At 73.2% G+C, this 14,590-nt stretch carries 11 protein-coding genes and 1 pseudogene; 10 read left to right on the top strand and 2 right to left on the bottom strand.

The features are described 5' to 3' along the window. Positions 1 to 77: 77 nt before the first annotated feature. Both AB3M81_RS14740 and AB3M81_RS14745 read left to right on the top strand, forming a co-directional pair. Entirely contained in the window at positions 78 to 1,196 is a 1,119-nt protein-coding gene (locus tag AB3M81_RS14740) for a hypothetical protein (RefSeq protein ID WP_412904675.1), read from the top strand. Between the two features lie 96 nt (positions 1,197 to 1,292). Continuing rightward, the gene (locus AB3M81_RS14745) at positions 1,293 to 2,576 is read left to right on the top strand and encodes a hypothetical protein (protein WP_412904676.1); all 1,284 of its coding nucleotides are present in this window, start codon (positions 1,293 to 1,295) and stop codon (positions 2,574 to 2,576) included. A gap of 160 nt (positions 2,577 to 2,736) precedes the next feature. On the opposite strand, the gene AB3M81_RS14750 is transcribed toward AB3M81_RS14745, so the two are convergent. Further along, the gene (locus AB3M81_RS14750) at positions 2,737 to 3,300 is read right to left on the bottom strand and encodes a TetR/AcrR family transcriptional regulator (RefSeq protein ID WP_412904677.1); all 564 of its coding nucleotides are present in this window, start codon (positions 3,298 to 3,300) and stop codon (positions 2,737 to 2,739) included. A gap of 104 nt (positions 3,301 to 3,404) precedes the next feature. Between AB3M81_RS14750 and AB3M81_RS14755 the strand changes: the two genes are divergently transcribed. Next, positions 3,405 to 4,196 carry a purine-nucleoside phosphorylase gene (locus AB3M81_RS14755; RefSeq protein WP_412904678.1) on the top strand — a complete coding sequence of 264 codons (792 nt, stop codon included), beginning with the start codon at positions 3,405 to 3,407 and terminating at the stop codon, positions 4,194 to 4,196. A 97-nt stretch (positions 4,197 to 4,293) separates the two neighbouring features. Next, positions 4,294 to 5,907, top strand: a complete 1,614-nt coding sequence (locus tag AB3M81_RS14760) for a phospho-sugar mutase (RefSeq protein ID WP_412904679.1) — start codon at positions 4,294 to 4,296, stop codon at positions 5,905 to 5,907. A gap of 298 nt (positions 5,908 to 6,205) precedes the next feature. Here AB3M81_RS14760 and AB3M81_RS14765 read toward each other — a convergent pair. Further along, positions 6,206 to 6,709, bottom strand: a pseudogene (locus AB3M81_RS14765) (Gfo/Idh/MocA family oxidoreductase); the annotation flags it as partial. Between the two features lie 256 nt (positions 6,710 to 6,965). Between AB3M81_RS14765 and AB3M81_RS14770 the strand changes: the two are divergent. From AB3M81_RS14770 to AB3M81_RS14795, 6 genes are all read left to right on the top strand, one after another. Further along, the gene (locus tag AB3M81_RS14770; protein ID WP_412904680.1) at positions 6,966 to 8,117 is read left to right on the top strand and encodes an ROK family protein; all 1,152 of its coding nucleotides are present in this window, start codon (positions 6,966 to 6,968) and stop codon (positions 8,115 to 8,117) included. A 68-nt stretch (positions 8,118 to 8,185) separates the two neighbouring features. Beyond that, positions 8,186 to 10,300, top strand: coding sequence for a transketolase (gene tkt / locus AB3M81_RS14775; RefSeq protein ID WP_412904681.1), 2,115 nt, complete (start codon positions 8,186 to 8,188; stop codon positions 10,298 to 10,300). A 2-nt stretch (positions 10,301 to 10,302) separates the two neighbouring features. Continuing rightward, positions 10,303 to 11,208: a deoxyribose-phosphate aldolase gene (deoC, locus tag AB3M81_RS14780; RefSeq protein WP_412904682.1), complete on the top strand. Its 906-nt coding sequence runs from the start codon at positions 10,303 to 10,305 to the stop codon at positions 11,206 to 11,208. A gap of 6 nt (positions 11,209 to 11,214) precedes the next feature. Continuing rightward, complete coding sequence (locus AB3M81_RS14785) at positions 11,215 to 12,654, top strand: aldehyde dehydrogenase family protein (protein ID WP_412904683.1); 1,440 nt, start codon at positions 11,215 to 11,217, stop codon at positions 12,652 to 12,654. Continuing rightward, positions 12,651 to 13,505, top strand: coding sequence for an aldehyde dehydrogenase family protein (locus tag AB3M81_RS14790; RefSeq protein WP_412904684.1), 855 nt, complete (start codon positions 12,651 to 12,653; stop codon positions 13,503 to 13,505). The genes AB3M81_RS14785 and AB3M81_RS14790 overlap by 4 nt, the downstream gene beginning before the upstream one ends. 349 nt (positions 13,506 to 13,854) lie before the next feature. Further along, the gene (locus tag AB3M81_RS14795; RefSeq protein ID WP_412904685.1) at positions 13,855 to 14,430 is read left to right on the top strand and encodes a uridine kinase family protein; all 576 of its coding nucleotides are present in this window, start codon (positions 13,855 to 13,857) and stop codon (positions 14,428 to 14,430) included. Positions 14,431 to 14,590 lie beyond the last annotated feature (160 nt).

Consider the following 14,590-nt stretch of genomic DNA (forward strand, 5'->3'; position numbering starts at 1 on the left):
CACGCTAACTTCGTCAGTATAAGGTGTGCCTTACCTACAGCGGCCGCCGGTGCGTCGGCCTCGTCGAAAGGAACTGCATGTCCTCCCAGACCGTGACCCGCGGGCGCCGCCTGATGTCGGGCGCGACCGTCGCCGCGCTGACGGCCGGCGTCCTCGCGCTCGCCCCCACGTCCGCCCAGGCCGCCGAGAGCGCCGCCCCGACCGTGACCGTCTCGAAGGTGACGTTCGCGCCGGACGAGACCGCCACGATCACCGTCCAGGGCTCGGGCTTCGACCCCTCGGCCGTCACCGCGACGCGCCCGCCGCTGGCCGGCAGCTCCGCCGGCGTCTACATCGCCTTCGGCAAGTACGAGACGACCTGGCGCCCCTCGGAGAACGCCGCGTCCAGCGCCCGCAAGAACGCCGACGTCGACTGGGCCGTCCTGGCCTCGGACATGAACACCATCGGCGGTCCTGCCGCCGGCGCGGTGGAGCTGCGTCCCGACGGCACCTTCACCGCCGAGCTCAACGTCTCGAAGGCCGCGGCCGACGCCGTGACCGGCGTGACCGCCGCGCACACGCAGCACGGCGTCTACACGTACCCCGGCGGTGGCGCGAAGCACGCCGCGTGGGAGACCTACACGCCCGTGCGGTTCGTCCCGACCGCTCCGGTCGCGGCGAGCGTCTCCACGACCTACGCCCGCGGTGGCGCCGTCACCGTGACGGCCTCCGTGCCCGGCACCGTCCGCGTCGCGGGCCTCGGCTCGAAGACCGCGACCGCGGCCGGCCAGAAGCTCGCCTTCTCGCTGCCGAGGACGCTGACCGCCGGCACCCGGCGCCTCGCCGTCACCCTGGTCCCCGCGGACGCGAGCCTGTCCCCCGCGACCTCGACCGTCACGGTGAAGGTCGCCAAGGCCGCCGCCGCGAAGCCGCGCCTGAAGGTGAGCAAGAAGCCGACCCGCAAGGCCAAGGGTAAGGCCACCGTCAGCGTCCGGGGCGTCTCCGGCGGCGCCGCGCCGACCGGCAAGGTGCGCCTCAAGCTGACCAGGGGCAAGACGAACCGCTACGTCAACGTCTCGCTCGTCAAGGGCAAGCGCACCGTCGCGCTGCCGAAGCTGGCCAAGGGCCGCTGGACCGTGCGCGCCGCGTACTACGGCAACGCGAACTACACGAAGCGCGGCTACGTGAAGGTGGGCTCGTTCAAGGTCACCAAGTGACCTGAGCTCGCCTACGTCGGAGGTTCCAGTCACCCAGTGGCTGGAACCTTCGGCGTTGTGGGGTCGCGGAACCCGCACGGTGGATATCTTCGGCGCATGCGAGTCCCCGCCACCATGGCCGTCGTGGCGTTGGCGCTGGGAGCGCTCGTCGCGCCCGGCCCCGCCCACGCAGGACCGGAGCCGACGGCGATCGAGATCGTCGAGCCCCGCGTGGGCAGCCTGATTTGGCCGATCTCCGCGCACTTTTTCAGCGTCTTCGACGAGCGAGTGCTCGATGGCGTGCGTCTCACGTCGCCCGATTCGACCGCGGAGCCGCGCTTCGGGCCGGGACGGACCTCGCACGACTGGAGCACCGGGGTCACCACGATGGACTACTCCGGCACCCTGACGAGCGCGCGCGTCTGGGGCGGCGTGCGCGACGAGATCACTCTCGCCGACCCCAGCGTCGAGATCTCCGGGGACGGGTCCGGGCGGATCACGGCGCTCGTGTCGTCCCGCCTGGTCCGCTCCACGCCCGCCTTGTCTCCGTCGACCAGTCCTCGGCGCGTGACGGTCACGACGTTCTCCGGCAGCTCTGCGACCTGGGGTCGCTTCGGCTCGATGACCACCGCGTCGAACACCCCGGACTGGGACGGAGTCCTCGCACCGGACAGCGAGGCTGCCGCTGCACTGGGCCTGCCGGCTGGCCAGCCCGAGAACGGGGGCTCGTTCCATCCGGAGTTCCTCGGAGCCCTGGTGCCGTCGCTGCGCACACATTTCCACGCTGGCGCCTCGCAGTCGCGCCTGCGCGCGCCGGCTCCGTTCACCGCGCGGATCTCGGTCTCCCACGAGCCGATCCCGGTGACCAAGACCCTCCCCTACGGGTCCGTCCAGGGCATCGAGCTCATCGTGCCCGCGCCGGGAACGGTCGAACTCGAGAGCGGTGCGCGCGCGAGCACCACTGTCCCCGGCGAGCGCGTCGTCCTGCCCGTCACGCGTTTCACCCAGAGCGGTCGTCGGAGCTGGATCGTCGGGTTCACGCCCCGTGCCGTCAACCTGTCCGGGAGCGCCCAGACGATCCGGGTGAACATCGTGCCGGTGGCTGCCGCCCGACCACGCTTCGAACTCACGAAACGGCCCACCACGAAGCGCCGGGGCACCGCGACGGTCACGATCGCCGGCATCGCCGGCGACTTCGGGCCGACGGGCTCCATCCAGGTCCGGTTGACGAAGGGGACGAAGATCCGCCACGTGGACAGCTACGTCTACCGCGTCGGACGACGCGTCACGCTGCCGAAGCTGGCCAAGGGCACGTGGACCGTCCGCGCCGCGTACTACGGCAACGCGAACTACACGAAGCGCGGCTACGTGAAGGTGGGCTCGTTCAAGGTCACCAAGTGACCTGAGCTCGCTCGGAGGTCCCCGTCACCGTGGTGGCGGGGACCTTCGTCGTTCCCGGCCGCCGAGTGGCGCAGACCGGGGTCGCGAGTGGCGCAAGAATGCCCGCCACTCGGCGAGTGGCGGGCACTTCTGCGCCACTCGCCGAACCGGGGGGCGTGGCTCAGGAGGCCCGGACGGCGGCGAGGACGAACCTCGTCGTGGTGTCGGCCGAGGCGTGGCGCGCCGACAGGGTGGCGTGCAGCAGCGAGACGGTGGCGTCGACGTCGTCGATCGCGAACTCGCCCGCCGCGACGCCGTCGAGCAGGATCTGGCGCAGCACCTGCTCGACCGCCACGACGTGCTCGCGCATGCCCATCGCGGACTCCGGCGACAGGATCGCGCGCAGCTCGGGCGCCAGGCCGATGTGGAAGTCGGCCGAGGTGTCGACGTGGTGCCGCACGTAGGTCTCGAGGCGCTCGGTCGGCGAGGTCCGGCTGGCCAGCGCCTGCTGCAGCTGGGCGAGGTAGCGGTCGGTCTCGTCCGTGGCGAACGCGACGACCACGGCCTCCTTGTCCTTGAAGTGGTTGTAGAGCGACGAGCGGCCCACCTCGGCGCGGGCTGCCAGGTCGGCCATCGTGATCGCGTCGAACGGCCGGTCGGCCATGAGCTGCACGAGCGCGTCGAAGACCCGGCGCCGCATGGCGGCGCGGTGCTCCTCCAAGGACTCCCCGATGATCTTCGGCACGTCCGTAGAGTACGCGGGCCTCGCCCGGACGGCCTCATCACGAGCCCGCCCGTGGACGGCCCGCCGCACCCCGCATCACGCGTCTTCGCCGGTACGCTGTCGCGGTGAGCCCTTACGACCTCGCCCGCGACGCCGCCGACGCCCTCCGTGACCGGACGGGAGGTGGCGACCACGACGTGGCCCTCGTGATGGGGTCCGGCTGGCTGCCCGCCGCCGACGCGCTGGGCGAGCCCGAGTTCGAGATCCCCACCGAGGAGCTGCCGGGCTTCAGCAAGCCCGCCGTCGCCGGCCACGGCGGCACGATCCGCTCCGTGCGCGTGGGCGACCTGCGCGCCCTCGTGTTCCTGGGCCGCACGCACTTCTACGAGGGCAAGGGCGTCGACGCGGTCGTGCACGGCGTCCGCACCGCCGCCGCCGCGGGCGTCCGCACGATGGTGCTGACCAACGGCTGCGGCGGCCTCAACCCGGCGTGGACGCCCGGCACGCCCGTGCTGATTCGCGACCACATCAACCTGACGGCGACGTCGCCGATCGTCGGCGCGAACTTCGTCGACCTCACCGACCTGTACGCGCAGCGCCTGCGCGACCTCGTCCGCGAGGTCGAGCCGACGATCGACGAGGGCGTCTACGTGCAGTTCCCCGGACCCCACTACGAGACGCCGGCCGAGGTCAAGATGGCCGGCATCCTCGGTGGCGACCTCGTCGGCATGTCCACGACCCTCGAGGCGATCGCCGCCCGCGAGGCCGGCATGGAGGTGCTCGGCATCTCGCTCGTCACCAACCTCGCCGCCGGCATCTCGGACGCCCCCCTCAACCACGAGGAGGTCCTGCAGGCCGGCAAGGACGCCGCCACCCGCATGGGCGCCCTCCTCGCCGGCCTCCTCCCGCGGGTCTGACCTCCTCGCTGAGTTGCACGTTCGGCCGGCGACACGCCGGTCCGGCCCGGCCAAACGTGCAACTCAGCGAGAGCGCACCCCCGGATACGGTGTGCAGATGGACTCGCTCGACCTCGCCCGCGACTGGCTGTCCCAGGACCCCGACCCCGAGACCCGCGCCGAGCTCTCGGCGCTGATCGAGGCCGGCGACACCGCCGCGCTGGACGAGCGCTTCTCCGGCCGACTCGAGTTCGGCACCGCCGGCCTGCGCGGCGAGCTCGGAGCCGGCCCGATGCGGATGAACCGCGTCACCGTGGCGCGCGCCGCCGCCGGCCTGGCCCGCTACCTGCTCGACACCGCCCAGGACCCGAGCGTCGTGGTCGGCTACGACGCGCGCACCAACTCCGACGTCTTCGCGCGTGACACCGCCGAGATCATGCAGGCCGCAGGCGTCCGCGCGCTGCTGCTGCCCGAGCACCTGCCGACCCCCGTGCTGGCGTTCGCGATCGGCCACCTCGGCACGTCGGCAGGCGTCATGGTCACCGCCTCGCACAACCCGCCGCGCGACAACGGCTACAAGGTCTACCTCGGCGACACGAGCCAGATCGTGCCGCCCGCCGACGCCGACATCTCGGCCCGCATCGACGCGGTCGGCCGCGTCGACGAGCTGCCTCGCGACACCGACTACACGGTCCTGGGCGACGACGTCGCGCAGGCCTACCTCGACGCCGTCGTGGCCGCCGCCCCCGAGGGCCCGCGCGACCTCGTGGTCGCCTACACGCCCATGCACGGCGTCGGCGGCCGCATCCTCACCGAGGCCGCCCGGCGTGCCGGGTTCTCGGCGCCGCACGTCGTCCCCGCACAGGCCGACCCGGATCCCGCGTTCCCGACCGTCGCGTTCCCCAACCCCGAGGAACCCGGCGCGATGGACCTCGCGCTCGAGCTGGCCGCCTCGGTCGACGCCGACGTCGTCATCGCGAACGACCCGGACGCCGACCGCTGCGCCGTCGGCGTCCGCACGCCCGACGGGCACCGGCTGCTCACGGGCGACCAGGTCGGCGTCCTGCTGGCCGAGGCCCTGCTGCGCCGCGGCGTCGAGGGCACCTACGCCTGCTCGATCGTCTCGTCGGACCTCCTGGGCCGCCAGGCCGCCGAGCACGGCCAGCGCTGGCAGCAGACGCTCACGGGCTTCAAGTGGATCGGCAAGGTCGAGGGCCTCGTATACGGCTACGAGGAGGCGCTGGGCTACTGCGTCGCCCCGCACGTCGCGCGTGACAAGGACGGCATCTCGGCGGCACTGCTGATGATGTCGCTGGCAGCCTCGCTCAAGGCCGAGGGCCGCACGCTGACCGATCTGCTCGAGGACGTCTACCGCCGCCACGGCTGGCACGCGACCGGCCAGCTGGCCGTCCGCGTCGAGGACCTGGCGATCATCGCCGACGCGATGCAGCGCTTCCGGACCGCTCCCCCGCAGGTGCTCGCGGGTGTCGAGGTGACCTCGGTCGACGACCTCGCCGACGGCTACCAGGGCCTGCCGCCCACCGACGGCATCCGCCTCGGCCTGACCGGCGGGAGCCGGGTCATCTGCCGGCCGTCGGGCACCGAGCCGAAGCTCAAGTGCTACGTCGAGGCCGTCGTCTCGGACGACGACCTGGACGCCGCCCGTGACCGCGCGGCGGCCACCGTCGCGTCGATCATCGAGGACCTGCGCACCTTCGTCGGCACGCCCTGACGGACGGCCGGGCGCGCGGGGCGCCCGCCCTGCGGGCGGACCGCCGCCGGGGGGCCGGAGTCCTGCGGCAGAGTAGCCGAGGGAGTGCGACCGTACCGCGGCTCACGACCAGGGAGTCCCCGACGGCGGCGTAGGTGGGCGAGGGAGTCGACGCACCCGTGTCTGGCCGCCGAGGCGGATCGGCCGCATGCTGTGGCGCATCGCCTGCTCCCCCCGTGACCAGTCGTCGACATGATTTCGCCCGCACTTCCAGCGTCAGTGCGATGTGCTCGAGTGTCAATTCGAACGAAGGGCCACCTCACCCGGCGGCGAGGTCGACCCACGATCCCGCGGCCGAGGACGTCCGGGCGGCGTCGAAGATCGCCGCCACGTGCACCGCGTCGGCGGGGTCGACCGGAACCGGCGTCCCCTCCGTGATCGCGCGGGCGACGGCCGGAACAGCCGCTCCTCCTGCCCGTCGAACCCGTCGATCCGCGCACCCCCGAGCCCGCCCAGACGCGCAGCCGCGGACCCTCCGCCGCGGCGTGCACGGAGGCCAGGACCATCGACCGGGCCCCGCTCTCGTGCCGCAGCAGGACGAGGTCGTCGTCGTCGCTCGCCCGGCCCGGCTCCAGTGCCGCCAGGTCCGCGAAGACCCGGCGCACGGGCCGAGGAGCTGCACGGCCTGGTCGATCAGGTGCGGACCGAGGTCCACCAGCGTGCCGCCGCCGTCCACGGAGGCCCGGTCGCGCGTCCACGCCGGCAGGGCGGGCCGGAAGCGCTCGATCCGCGACTCCAGGCGGTCGATCCGACCCAGCTCCCCGCCGGCGACGCGGCGACCACCTGCTGCCCGCGATCCGCGAGCGCGTCTACAGCCGCTCCCTGCCGCTGGCGACCTCCGACCTCACCATCGTCGCCAGCAGCCTGCACCCGCGGGAGGGCCTCGTCGGCCTCGCGCACCTCGTCAGCGACGGAATCCTGGAGCCCGCACAGATCGGCCGGTTGATCGATCGCGACCGCACCCCGTGACGTACTACGGTGACGCCCGAGGGACCGCCGGTCCCGCGAGAGGAGCGCCGGTGTCGGGACACGGGGACGTGCTGACGTTGTTCCGCCGCAACGGCCGCCTCACCCGCGCCCAGGTCGTGGAGCTCTCGGGGCTGTCGCGCGTCACCGCGACGCACCGGCTCGAGGGCCTCGTGCGCAGCGGACTGCTGCGCCCCGAGGCCGACGACCGCACCACGGGTGGCCGGCCGGCGGCCGTGTTCGACCTCGCGGAGGACCGCGGGACCCTGCTCGTCGCCGACATCGGCAGCAGCCACGCCCGCTACGGCATCGCCGACCTGTCCGGGCGCGTCCTGCGTGCGCTCGACGAGGACATCACGATCGACGACGGCCCGGACAAGGTCCTGTCCGGGGTCGCCGCCGCCTTCGACGAGCTCGTCACCGGCGCCTCCGCCCCCGTGCTGGGCGCGGCGATCGGCGTGCCCGGCCCGGTCGACCAGCGCACCGGCCTGCTGGTCAGCCCGCCCACGATGCGCGGCTGGGACGGGATCGACGTCCCCGCGCTCGTCGGACGGCACGTCGACGCGCCGGTCGTGGTCGACAAGGACGCCAACCTGGTCGCGCTGGGCGTGCACCGCGCGATGCGAGCCGCGAGCGTGCCCGGGGCCGACGACCTCCTGGTGGTCAAGGTCGGCATGGGCATCGGCGCCGGCATCATCTCCCGCGGCGCGGTCCTGCACGGAGCGCGCGGCGGCGCGGGCGACCTCGGGCACATCCCGCACGACGACGGGCCGCGGTGCCGCTGCGGCCAGCGCGGCTGCGCCGAGGCATCGGCGGGCGCGTGGGCGATCGCGGCCCACCTGCGCGAGCTCGGTCACGACGCGCGGACCTCGGCGGACGTCGTGGCGCTCGCCCGGCACGGGAACGCGGACGCGATCGAGGCCCTGCGCAGCGCCGGCCGCCGCATCGGCGACGTCGTCGTCGAGGCCGTCGGCGTCCTCAATCCCGCGATGGTCGTGGTGGGCGGCGACCTGGCCGAGTCCGGCGACCTGCTCGTGGACGGCGTCCGCGAGCGGGTCTTCGAGCGCTCGCACCCGCTCGCCACCACGGACCTCGAGGTCATCGCGTCCCCGCTCGGCGCGGACGCGGGCCTGCTGGGCGCCGCGCAGATGGCCGCCGACGCGGCCCTGTCCCCCGCACGGGTGGAGGCCCTCGTCGACGCGTGACGCGCACCGCACCGGGGGCTTTTGTTAACAGCTAGACAAAAGTCCCCCCGCTCGCCTACGGTGGAGCGGTGAGCGACTTCTCCCCCACGTCTCCCGCGACCGCCGACGCCTGGTCCGACCGACTCGACTTCGAGGCTGTCCGCCACGCGCGCGTCCTGCCGCTGGACATCGTCCAGGCGAAGGGCAACGGCCACGCCGGAACCGCCGTCAGCCTGACCCCCGCGCTCTACGTCCTGTTCCAGGAGTACCTGCGCCACGACCCGGCCCAGCCGGACTGGGAGGGCCGCGACCGCTTCGTCCTCTCGGCCGGCCACACGAGCCTGTCGCTGTACCTGCAGCACTACCTGAGCGGCTACGGCCTCGAGCTCGACGACCTGCGCCAGGCCCGCGCCCTGCACAGCCTCACGCCCGGGCACCCCGAGTGGGGCCACACCCCCGGCGTCGAGACCACGACCGGCCCGCTCGGCCAGGGCGTCGGCAACGCGGTGGGCATGGCCATGGCCGCGCGCCGCACGCACGCGCTGCTGCAGCCGGACACCGATCCCGAGGACGGCCTGTTCCGCTTCCGCACGTGGTGCGTCGCCGGTGACGGCTGCCTCGCCGAGGGCGTCGCGCAGGAGGCCTCCTCGCTCGCGGGCACGCTCGGCCTCGACGGGCTGATCCTGATCTGGGACGACAACCGCATCACGATCGAGGGCGGCACCGACATCGCCTTCACCGAGGACGTGGCCGCGCGCTACCGCGCGTACGGCTGGGAGGTCGTCGAGATCGACGACGCCGAGGACCCCGCGGCGATCCGCGCCGGCTACGACGCCGCGCTCGCCGTGACGGGCAAGCCCGTGTTCGTCCGCCTGCGCACCCGCATCGGCCACCCGATGCCGACCGTGGGCGGCACGGCCGGCGCCCACTCCGGAGCCCCCGGCGAGGACGAGGTCAAGGCCACCAAGATCGCGCTCGGCCTCGATCCCGAGCAGTCGCTCGTCATGCCGCAGGACGCCCTGGACCACGCCCGCCTCGTGCTCGAGCGCGGCGCGAAGGCCCGCGAGGCCTGGGAGCACCGCTACAGCCAGTGGCGCGAGGAGCAGCCCGAGGCGGCCGCCCTGCACGACGCCCTGCGCCGTCGCGAGCTGCCCGCCGAGGTCCGCGAGAAGCTGGCCGCGCTGCGTGCCGAGCCTCAGAAGGTCGCGACGCGCATCGCCAGCGGCGCCGTCCTCAACGCCGTCTCGGCCGACCTGCCGTGGCTGTGGGGCGGCTCTGCCGACCTCGCCGAGACCAACAACGTCGCGATCGCCGGCGCCCGCAGCTTCACGCCCACGGCGTATAAGGGCGACGACTGGCCCGGCGGCCCCGACGGCACGCTCGTCCACTTCGGCATCCGCGAGCACGCGATGGGCGCGGTCCTCAACGGCATCGCCCTGGCCGGCCACTCGCACCCGTTCGGCGCGACGTTCTTCGTGTTCTCCGACTACATGCGCCCGTCCGTGCGGCTCGCCGCCCTCATGGGCCTGCCGGTCACCTACGTGTGGACGCACGACTCCGTCGGTGTCGGCGAGGACGGCCCCACGCACCAGCCCGTCGAGCACCTGTGGTCGCACCGCGCGATCCCCGGCCTCGACGTCGTGCGCCCGGGCAGCTGGACCGAGACGATCGACGCCTGGACCCGGATCCTCGAGTCCGACCGTCCGGCGGGCCTCGTCCTGAGCCGCCAGGGCGTCCCCGTCACGGGGGCCGAGGTCCTGCCCGAGCACGGCGCCGCGCGCGGCGCCTACGTCCTGGCCGACACCGAGGGCACGCCGGACGCGATCATCGTCGCGACCGGCTCCGAGGTCGGCCTCGCGATGACCGCCCGCGAGCAGCTCGCCGAGGACGGCGTCGCCGTCCGCGTCGTCTCGGCCCCGTGCCTGGAGTGGTTCGAGGAGCAGGACCGCGCGTACCGCGAGTCGGTCCTGCCGCGCTCGATCACCGCGCGCGTCAGCGTCGAGGCCGGAACCGGCACCGGTTGGCACCGCTACGTCGGCACCGACGGTGAGATAGTGAGTGTCGAGGAGTTCGGCGCCAGCGGAGCCGGTGACCTCGTGCTCGCCGAGCGCGGCATCACCGTCGAGGCCGTCGTCTCCGCCGTCCGGCGCACGATCGCCGCCACCGGCGCCGACCAGACCAGCCCGCTTCCGGAAGGGAAGTAACGATGAGCAAGACCCTGATCGCGGGGCTCGACCGCCTGCCGGGCGTCGACCAGGTCGGCCTCGAGGCCCGCGCGGCCGCGCTCGCCACCCGCTCGATCAAGACGACCTCGAAGCAGTGGGCGATCGACCTCGCCATCTCGATGGTCGACCTGACCACGCTCGAGGGCGCCGACACGCCCGGCAAGGTGCGCGCCCTGGCCACCAAGGCGCTGCGCCCCGATCCCACCGACCCGTCCTGCCCGCAGGCCGCCGCGGTGTGCGTCTACGGCGACATGGTCCCGTACGTGCGCGAGGTCGTCGGCGACCGCGTCCACGTGGCCGCCGTCGCGACCGCGTTCCCGTCCGGCCGCGCCGCGCTCGAGGTCAAGCTGGCCGACACCGCCGCCGCCGTCGCCAACGGCGCCGACGAGATCGACATGGTCATCGACCGTGGCGCGTTCCTCGCCGGCGACCTGGCCACCGTGCACGAGCAGATCGTCGCGGTGAAGGAGGCCTGCGGCTCCGCCCACCTCAAGGTCATCCTCGAGACCGGCGAGCTGCAGACGTACGACAACATCCGCCGCGCCTCGTGGCTCGCGATGGACGCCGGCGCCGACTTCATCAAGACCAGCACCGGCAAGGTGCAGCCGGCCGCCACGCTGCCGACGACGCTGCTGATGCTCGAGGCCGTCCGGGACTACCGGATCGCCACCGGCCGCCAGGTGGGCGTCAAGCCCGCGGGCGGCATCCGCACCTCGAAGGACGCGATCAAGTACCTCGTCGTCGTCAACGAGGTCGCCGGCGAGGACTGGCTCGACCCGGACTGGTTCCGCTTCGGCGCCTCCTCGCTGCTCAACGACCTGCTCATGCAGCGCCAGAAGATGCTCACCGGCCGCTACTCCGGCCCCGACCACGTCACCTTGGACTGATTACTGATGCCGAAGTTCGAATACGCACCGGCGCCGGAGTCGCGCTCGATCGTCGACCTGGCCGCCAGCTACGGCCTGTTCATCGACGGTGAGTTCACCGACGGCGGCGGCGAGCCGTTCAAGACCGTCAACCCCGCCACCGAGGAGGTGCTGGCCGAGGTCGCCGAGGGCGACGAGGCCGACGTCGACCGCGCCGTCCGCGCGGCCCGCCGCGCCTACGACAAGGTCTGGGGGCCGATGCCGGGCCGCGAGCGCGCCAAGTACCTGTTCCGCATCGCGCGCATCCTGGCCGAGCGCAGCCGCGAGTTCGCCGTCCTGGAGACGCTCGACAACGGCAAGCCGATCAAGGAGTCGCGCGACGTCGACGTCCCGCTCGTCTCGCAGTGGTTCTTCTACCACGCGGGCTGGGCCGACAAGCTCGAGCACGCGGGCCTGGGCCCGAACCCCCGCCCGCTCGGCGTCGCCGCGCAGGTCATCCCGTGGAACTTCCCCCTGCTCATGCTGGCGTGGAAGGTCGCCCCGGCGCTGGCCGCGGGCAACACGGTCGTGCTCAAGCCGGCCGAGACCACGCCGCTGACGGCCCTGCTGTTCGCGGACGTGTGCCGCCAGGCCGAGCTGCCCGCCGGCGTCGTCAACATCGTCACGGGCGCCGGCGAGACCGGCCGCCTGCTGGTCTCGCACCCGGACGTCAACAAGGTCGCCTTCACCGGCTCCACCCCGGTCGGTCGCGAGATCGCCCGCACGGTCGCCGGCACGGACAAGCGCCTCACGCTCGAGCTCGGCGGCAAGGCCGCGAACATCGTGTTCGACGACGCGCCGATGGACCAGGCGATCGAGGGCATCGTCCGCGGCATCTTCTTCAACCAGGGCCACGTGTGTTGCGCCGGCTCGCGCCTGCTCGTGCAGGAGAGCGTCGCGGAGGAGGTGCTCGAGCGCCTCAAGGCCCGCATGGCCACGCTGCGCCTGGGCGATCCCCTCGACAAGAACACCGACGTCGGCGCGATCAACTCGCTCGAGCAGCTGGGCCGCATCCGCGACCTCGCCGCGACGGGCGACGACGAGGGCGCCGCCCGCTGGAGCGCTCCGTGCGAGCTGCCCGAGCGCGGCTACTGGTACGCCCCGACGATCTTCACCGGCGTCACCCAGGCCCACCGGATCGCCCGCGAGGAGATCTTCGGCCCGGTCCTGTCCGTCCTGACCTTCCGCACGCCCGGCGAGGCGATCGAGAAGGCCAACAACACGCCGTTCGGCCTGTCCGCCGGCGTGTGGACCGAGAAGGGCTCGCGCATCCTGGCGATGGCGGACAGGCTCCGCGCCGGCGTGGTGTGGGCCAACACGTTCAACCAGTTCGATCCCGCCTCGCCGTTCGGCGGGTACAAGGAGTCCGGATACGGCCGCGAGGGCGGCCGCCACGGGCTCGCCGGCTACCTGGAGGCCAACCGATGAGCGATCGACTCGACGTCCGCAAGACCTACAAGCTGTTCATCGGCGGGGCGTTCCCCCGCTCGGAGTCCGGCCGCACCTACGAGGTCGCCGCGACCGACGGCCGCTTCCTGGCCAACGCGTCGAAGGCGTCGCGCAAGGACGGCCGTGACGCGGTCGCCGCCGCGCGCAAGGCGTTCGGCGGCTGGTCCACGCGCACGCCGTACAACCGCGGCCAGATCCTGTACCGCGTCGCCGAGGTCCTCGAGGGCCGCCGCGACCAGCTCGTGGCCGAGGTCCGCGCCGCCGAGGGCGTCTCGGAGAAGCAGGCCAACGCGATCGTGAGCGACGCGGTCGACACGTGGGTCTGGTACGCCGGCTGGGCCGACAAGCTCTCGCAGGTCACCGGCAACGCCAACCAGGTCAACGGCCCGTTCTTCAACCTCACGTCCCCCGAGCCGACCGGCGTCGTCGTGGTCGCCGCGCCGCAGCAGTCCTCGCTGCTCGGCCTGGTCGAGGTGCTCGCGCCCGTCCTGGTCTCGGGCAACACGGCCGTGGTCGTGTCGTCCTACGGCCGCCCGCTGCCGGCCATCACGCTCTCGGAGATCCTGTCGACCTCCGACGTGCCCGGCGGCGTGGTCAACGTGCTGACGGGCGACATCGCCGAGGTCGGCTCGTGGCTCGCCGGCCACCTCGACGTGGACGCGCTCGACCTGACCGGCGTCGACGACCCCGAGGTCGCCCGCGAGCTCGAGGCCGAGGCCGCGATCAACCTCAAGCGCGTCGTCCGCCCGGGCACGCCCACGGCGCAGTCGCTGCAGCGCATCACGCCGTTCCTCGAGGCCAAGACCGTCTGGCACCCGATCGGCGTCTGAGCCAGGATCTCGATACACCGTCTCGCAAGCTCGCCGGCACTCGATCACCGGTGGCCGAGCAGCACGCGAGCCTGCGCGGTCCCGGCGGCCGAGCAGCACGCGAGCCCGCCAGCGGCCCCGGCGGTCGAGCAGCCCGCGAGCCTGCGAGCGGCCCCGGCGGTCGAGCAGCCCGCGAGCCCTGCGAGCGGCCCCGGCGGTCGAGCAGCCCGCGAGCCTGCGAGCGGCCCCGGCGGTCGAGCAGCCCGCGAGCCTGCCGGCGGCCCCGGTGGTTGAGTAGCACGCGAGCTTGCGAGCGGCGTATCGAAACCACCGTCCCCGGCTCGCCGCCACCGGCGATAACCTCGTACCCGTGCCGCACGTCGTGATCCTCGCCGGCCCGTCCGGATCGGGGAAGTCCCACCTGGCCGAGCGGCTCGGCTGGACCGTGCTGCGGCTCGACGACTTCTACCACGACGTCGACCACCCCGACCTCCCGCTGAGCACGCTCGGCATCGTCGACTGGGACGACCCGCGCTCGTGGAACCAGGCCGCCGCCATGGCGGCGATCACCTCCCTGTGCCGCGACGGGCGCGCCGAGGTGCCCGTCTACGACATCTCGGTCAGCCGCGCCGTCGGCACGCACGAGGTCGTCCTCAATGGCGACCGCTTCATCGCCGAGGGCCTGTTCGCCACCGAGATCATCGCCGCCTGCCGCGAGGCCGGCGTGCTCGACGCCGCCATCTGCCTCACCCGCCCGCGACTCGTCGTGTTCGCGCTGCGGCTCGTGCGCGACCTGCGCGAGGCCCGCAAGCCCCCGCTCACCCTGGTGCGGCGCGGCTGGCGACTCATGCGGGACCAGCCGCGTGTCATCGCCGAGGCCCTCGCCGCCGGATGCGTGCCGATGCACCCCAAGCGGGCCTACCGCCACCTGACGCGGTCCCGCTGACGCTCGCTGTTCGAGTGCCGGCGAGCCTGCGAGACGGTGTGTCGAGATCAACTGGGCCGTGAGCCGTGGTCTCGATACGCGGCTCGTTCCTCGCCTGCTACTCGACCACCGGACCGCTCGTTCCTCGCCTGCTACTCGACCACCGGACCGCTCGTTCCTC

The organism is Aeromicrobium jepli (assembly GCF_047246605.1).
In the GTDB taxonomy this organism is placed as follows: domain Bacteria; phylum Actinomycetota; class Actinomycetes; order Propionibacteriales; family Nocardioidaceae; genus Aeromicrobium.